This is a genomic window from Chryseobacterium salviniae (assembly GCF_035819015.1).
GTDB classification, from domain to species: Bacteria; Bacteroidota; Bacteroidia; order Flavobacteriales; family Weeksellaceae; genus Chryseobacterium; species Chryseobacterium salviniae.
In genome coordinates this window covers 1-5,866 of the sequence record NZ_JAYLAA010000010.1, presented here as the reverse complement: position 1 = coordinate 5,866, position 5,866 = coordinate 1, and the positions used below count along the sequence as shown (strand labels likewise).

Here is a 5,866-nt window from a genome sequence, read left to right as displayed (position 1 = left end):
GATTTTTATTTCAATTGAAGAAAATAAATTTTGGATTGCTTATAAATAGGGACTTAAAAGCGCGTCACAACTTTTTTTTGACAGCAATTATATTTTTGTCAAAAATTAAATATGAGGGTAAAATCTGCAAGTAACTCACTTCATTTTGTCAAAATAAGAGGCTTGACGATCTCTACCTTTGTTTTTATTAATTAAATTTTATTTGTTATGAAAATATTTACTAAACGAAGTTGTTTAAACTTTTAATTTTTTGATTAGTTTAAGAGAAAACGCCAAAAAGTGCATATTCTTCCAGGTAATATCCAGTGTTTCAAATCTTATCAGCAAAGCCTTGAAGCCGTCTAACCATGCATTTGCCTGCTCTATTTTAAATCTGTTTTCGTACAGCTTTTCATCAAAATAATGATCATTATCTACTGTTTTTCCATTCCGGGGATTGGTTTTGATGTTGCCTGTTATTTCCTCCATTTCTAATTTCTGTCTTAAACTTTCACTGTCAAATCCCGAATCTGCATTCAAAAAAAGACCCTTATGAGAAATTTCCGCTTCCGACAAAATTTCAATAATCTCGCCCATAACATCTTCTATTTCATATAAATCGTGATGATTTCCGCTTCTGGGATTTCCCATCGAAAGCATTTGACCACGATTGTCGCAAAGAAAAATCATGTTGCTGGTTTTCGCAGATTTCCTGCTTTGATACCCTGTGGATTCGCCGCCCATTCTGCAACGGGTCTGGCTTCCGTCGAGTTGAACACAAGACATATCCAGCAACCGCCTGTTACGATTCAAAAGATGAACCCAAATATTCCTGAAACTGCCATCCTTGCTCCATTTATTAAAAAAATAATACACATTTTGCCAGCTTATCTTTTCTTCCCCAAAATAGTCTTTTAAAGAAATCTCACGCCACTGGCAACCGGTTTTCAGCCGTTTTATAATGGTCTGGATTATTTTTACCACGTCAAACTTTGTAGAAAATCCCCTTTTTCCTTTGCTTAAATGGGGTAAAATCCATTTCTCTATTTTATCTTTGCTGATGAGTTCCAGATTATTAGTTTTTTTAATTGCAATCCAAAATTGCTAATTTTCTCGGAACTTTTTTTCTAAAATAAGTTTAAACAGCTTCAATACTTATTCCTTAAAGCATCAAAATATCCTTCCGGATTTGGAATAATTCTCAATTTTATTTCTGTTGGCTCAGAAGTGTCAATATAACCATCCGTTTCACTTGGGTAGGTAGATTTATACTGGAAGCCATCCAGGTAATCCGTCTGCAAACCTCCAAAGAGCTTCTTCACTTTCACCCCGTCTGCTCTGTACGTATAATCTGTTGCTACAGAGTTTTGAGTGATCTTCTTTGGTAAATTTAAATAATTATATTGAATGCGATATACATCAGCAAAATATATTGAAATGAAATATATAAATAAAAAACACCTGAAAATATTTTTTAAGTGTTTAATTATTTATTTTTGTGTAATAAATCTGTATCGATTTTTAGGATTAACCACTCTTAAATCTAAGAATATTTTGCTTATGAAAAAGTATATTTTAATATTAGTTATCTTATTTTTGACAAGCTGTAATTTTAATAAAACCTATCGCAATAGGGAAGAAGATAAAAAAGAAGCCGAAAAAATTACTGAAAAGTACTATCAGCTTATAAAAGAAAACAACAGACAGGAAGCATTTAAATTATTTGGAGAAAAGTTTTTTGATAAAAAGTACGGCAAGATAAATAACAAAAAACAGTTAAATCAAATGATTGACGATATTAATACAGAATGTGGAGATAAAATCTCAAATATTCAATTAACAATATGGGAAACTTTTGTTTCTGTGGGTACAAATCCAAAATCTCAATACGTATTATCGTATAGAATAGAAAGAAATATACAAAATACACAGGAAAAATTTACTTTGGAAAAAGAAGATGATTCTATTAAAATTGTGGGCTATGATGTTCATTTCACTAAATAAAAACAGCTACTTTAAGTAGCTGTTTTTATTATTCTAAAAGACCATTTTTTCGGGATTCTTCGAAATAATTATTCTTTATTATACTATCTTTTCTGAAAATATATTCAATCGAATCTCCTCTTTTCTTTGATATCGAATCTCCTACTTTATAGGGGTATTCTAGAAACTCATTAATTCCATTAGAAAACCTAACATAACCAAGATTATGTTGATCTTTATTGGAATAGATTTCAACAACTCTGGTATGCCTGTCTATGTTTAATAAATTTTGCTTTCTATCAGCGTTTGAGTTTATAATCAAATAAATAATAGTAAATAATAAAATACTTCCAAAAACTATTATAAATATTGTAATAGTTTTTTTACTGGATTTATCAACTTCTATATTAAAATTATTTTCCACGTACCCAAGTTTTAGATGCTGTCCACATTACAGGTAAACCTCCCTTCACTCCTGTACCTACACCTGCACTTACAGTAGTATATCCACTTTTAAAATCAGCAGAATTCTTTCCAAAACTTGCAGGATTAAATTGATCCATGGCAGTTGATGATTTTGTACGATTAAAAGTTCCACTATATGTTCCTGATGTAATTCCTTCACCTCCAGAATAACCACGTCCGTCACCTGCAAAATCACTATTGACAAACTTATGTCCAGGATCTGTTGGAAGAACAAGGCCTGTTTCAAAACCTACTCCTGCACTTAATCCTAAATTTCCATTAAGAGAAAAGAACCAGTCTGTTTCATTATTACTATCAGTAACCTGACCTAAAGAAAAGCCAGCACCACCACCAAATGCAAAATTTGCACTGAAATTCCAAAATGAACCTGAGTTATCAGCTCCTTTTAATAAACTTCCTCCTTCTGTAGTTGTATTTCCAAAAGAAGTTGTTCCTGCTCTAAGGTCAGATACTGAACCATCTGCATTTAATTGATAATATGGAGTAACTGTACCTGTTGAAGAATCTGAATAATATATTGACATTTCCTGCATAACATCACCATTGATCGTATTCTTATATTTATCAGAATTCAGAGCTTCTTGAGTTGTATTAACATTAGGATCATAAGTATATGTTTGTTGTCCATTAATTAGTTGTGGAACCCACCCTTTTGCTTCTCTACCATCAGGGTCTATAAACCTCAAAGGATTATTAAATGCATAGTTATAAGGGCTATGACGGGTCATCTTCTCCGCCAGCGGATCCACAACACCCCATCTCCCAATATCCGGCATATACATTCTAGCGCCATAATCATACATTCCGGTCTCCTGCAGCTCCTTGCCATTGTACTTATAGTTTTTATAACTTCCGGTTCCAAAGTAGGCTTCTTCTTCCGGGTTCCTGATAAAGCTCATCCCGAAAGGGTAATAATCATTGCTGTCGGTGATCTGTAATTCATTTCCTTGCTTCTTGTAGCTTACCCTTACATTTCCCAAATGATCTTTGTACTGATAAATATACTCATTATTCTACTGGCACGAGCGGGACGCTCGCGCCAGCGAGGGAAAATTAACCTATAATTTCTTGTACATAATCATCTGATTTATAAAAATCACTTAATTTTTGACCACAAAAAGGACAATGATTTATAACCATTTTTTTTATACTAAAGTCAGTAATCACACCACTATAGCCATCAGTTATAAAATAAGCTTTATCAAAAATATCTTTTAATTTTTTATTGTATAATTCAGCTTCTCTTTCAAGAAACTTTTCGCTATATTTTACTATTCGAAAATTCAATCCCATTGTTTTCTCTCCATTATAGCGAAATTCAAACTTATCACAACAAAATTTTCTTTTATTCATAATTTTAATTTTAAGGATTATGAGGTGTGGCTTTTTTATTAACAGCTTCTACTAAATCTTTTCCTTTAAATAAATATTCCGTCGATACAGTGTTTGAGCCAGTATGTATTCCTGTTTTATATTCCAGCTCTCCCGTTTTTTCTAACATATACATTCCAGAATTACTAATATCATATTGCATAACTTGTCCGCCATTTTTCACATAAGTTCCCGCAACTGCTGCATCATCAGTAAGAAATAAAGTATTACTTCCAGCTTCTGAACCAGTTGTTCCTCTGAATAGAGTTTTTGAGGGATCAAATTCACTGGTGGAAGTAAGTATCTTGCCATAGTCTACACCTTCGGAGACTTTGCGTAGCGGGCGACCACAAGATTAATCTACCTATTTAAATCAAGTATATTAATTTGATCTATTTTTTTAAGCTCATTACTTAATAAACATGTCTTTAAAATAATTGCCATTATATCTGGTGATAAATCCTTTATTTTTAATGCGATTTTAGGACTAGCTACTAAATGATAGTTAGAATCTAAGAAATTATTTAAAGTAGTTTTATCAAAAGAATAAATTCCTTTTTTAGCCATGATTACAAAATCCGACAAATAGGATTCATTCAAATTAGGTATAATATTTTTCAACTGTGGATTAATAATCACTTCAGATATTTCAGGAAGGCTTCTAAAATAAGAAGATAGTTTTCGATTTTCATCTCCAATTTTTGATATTGAATTGGGAAGCTTTCCTCCTGCCGATGCGACAAAAGCAATTTCATTATTGTCTGTAAAAAACCAGTCTATATCTAAACTTTGCTGTTCTATTTCTGTATACATATATTTATTATTTTCCAAAAGTTGCTTTACAATTTTCACACATTGGTACCGTCTGACCAGTTCTTGGTCGGATTGCATCAGTAAAGTTAATTTGTGAAGGAGATGCCAAAGGATTATCTAACAATAATTGATTTCCTGCTTGGAATTCAGCGCAACAACCTAAAACATTACCCGATGGGGTTCGTGTTCCTATTCCTCCTAATTCACTAACAACACCATTTAACTGAGGTGCAATAGTTATTGGAGGAACTCCACTTGTTGCAATAGTTGTTTGTCCGTTAAGTTCAGCCCCAACAATTGTAGCTGGAGCCTTGCCTGACACTGATAATTCTGATGCAGTTTCAGTGACTCTAGAACTTAACTTACTCATTCGGCTTGCAGTTCTTAATGAGGAAATTGCGCTTCCTGCTCCTTCTGTAGCTATAGCAGTTGTACTTTCTATTGCAAGAGTTCCTAATATTTTTCCTGCAACTTTTCCTGCTAATGTAGCATCACCTGTTTTAACGCTTTCAACTGCTATTGCGGGAAGAGCTTTTGCCGAAGCCATAAGATGTAGAGATTTTTTTACGCCAGATTTTAAAGCACCACCTGGATTACTTGCTAAGGATTTTGCTGATTCTATTGGATGAGTTACTACCTGTTTAATTCCTTGATATGTTTCTTTTGCAACGCTTTTTGCTCCCTGATACATCCCGGAGTAATATGTTTTAGCCATATTCTTAACCTGGCTCCAAGTTGGCCAAGGCCACATTCCGTCAGGATCAACAAACATGATCGGATTATCAAACGCATAATTATATGGAGAAAATCTTCTTCCTAACTCACTTTTAGGATCCACGACACCCCATCTTCCGATATCCGGCATATAGAATCTCGCACCATAATCATACATTCCCGTCTCCTGCAACTCCTTGCCGTTGTACTTATACTGATACGCATTATCAAAACTATAATATTGTGCATTATGCATCAACCCAAAAGGATAATAATTGTTTACCCCCTCTGCTTCGCCGGGTGTAATATAGTTGTTGCATGCCATACTGCCATCGGGAAACGTCTGGCAATTTTCAATCACAATATCTCCTGTTACAATACCATCTCCATTAGCATCACTATAGCTTAAACGTATGTTCCCCAAATGATCCGTAAAATTATAATAATACTTATTCCTTAAAGCATCAAAATATCCTTCCGGATTTGGAATAATTCTCAATTTTATTTCTGTTGGCTCAGA

The 5,866-nt window shown here is 33.5% G+C and carries 9 protein-coding genes; 1 reads left to right on the top strand and 8 read right to left on the bottom strand.

All coding sequences use genetic code 11. The features are described 5' to 3' along the window. Positions 1-234: 234 nt before the first annotated feature. Positions 235-1,014, bottom strand: a complete 780-nt coding sequence (locus SOP96_RS01945) for a transposase (RefSeq protein ID WP_326319550.1) — start codon at positions 1,012-1,014, stop codon at positions 235-237. 113 nt (positions 1,015-1,127) lie between these two features. Then, a complete protein-coding gene (locus SOP96_RS01940; protein WP_326319549.1) occupies positions 1,128-1,301 on the bottom strand; it encodes a hypothetical protein in 174 nt (57 codons plus the stop codon). A 238-nt stretch (positions 1,302-1,539) separates the two neighbouring features. Here SOP96_RS01940 and SOP96_RS01935 point away from each other — a divergent pair, with 238 nt between their 5' ends. Continuing rightward, complete coding sequence (locus SOP96_RS01935) at positions 1,540-1,983, top strand: hypothetical protein (RefSeq protein ID WP_326319548.1); 444 nt, start codon at positions 1,540-1,542, stop codon at positions 1,981-1,983. 28 nt (positions 1,984-2,011) lie between these two features. Here the strand turns inward: SOP96_RS01935 and SOP96_RS01930 are convergent, their stop codons facing one another. The 6 genes from SOP96_RS01930 to SOP96_RS01905 form a co-directional block, all read right to left on the bottom strand. Continuing rightward, positions 2,012-2,386 carry a hypothetical protein gene (locus tag SOP96_RS01930; RefSeq protein WP_326319547.1) on the bottom strand — a complete coding sequence of 125 codons (375 nt, stop codon included), beginning with the start codon at positions 2,384-2,386 and terminating at the stop codon, positions 2,012-2,014. After that, positions 2,376-3,428, bottom strand: coding sequence for an RHS repeat-associated core domain-containing protein (locus SOP96_RS01925; RefSeq protein WP_326319546.1), 1,053 nt, complete (start codon positions 3,426-3,428; stop codon positions 2,376-2,378). The genes SOP96_RS01930 and SOP96_RS01925 overlap by 11 nt, the downstream gene beginning before the upstream one ends. Positions 3,429-3,501: 73 nt before the next feature. Next, positions 3,502-3,801, bottom strand: a complete 300-nt coding sequence (locus SOP96_RS01920) for a hypothetical protein (RefSeq protein WP_326319545.1) — start codon at positions 3,799-3,801, stop codon at positions 3,502-3,504. Positions 3,802-3,811: 10 nt separating this feature from the next. Further along, a complete protein-coding gene (locus SOP96_RS01915) occupies positions 3,812-4,003 on the bottom strand; it encodes a hypothetical protein (protein WP_326319544.1) in 192 nt (63 codons plus the stop codon). Positions 4,004-4,179: 176 nt separating this feature from the next. Beyond that, positions 4,180-4,632 carry a hypothetical protein gene (locus SOP96_RS01910; RefSeq protein WP_326319543.1) on the bottom strand — a complete coding sequence of 151 codons (453 nt, stop codon included), beginning with the start codon at positions 4,630-4,632 and terminating at the stop codon, positions 4,180-4,182. 7 nt (positions 4,633-4,639) lie between these two features. After that, positions 4,640-5,866 (bottom strand): RHS repeat-associated core domain-containing protein (locus SOP96_RS01905; RefSeq protein ID WP_326319542.1); only part of this gene is annotated, 1,227 nt, incomplete at its 5' end.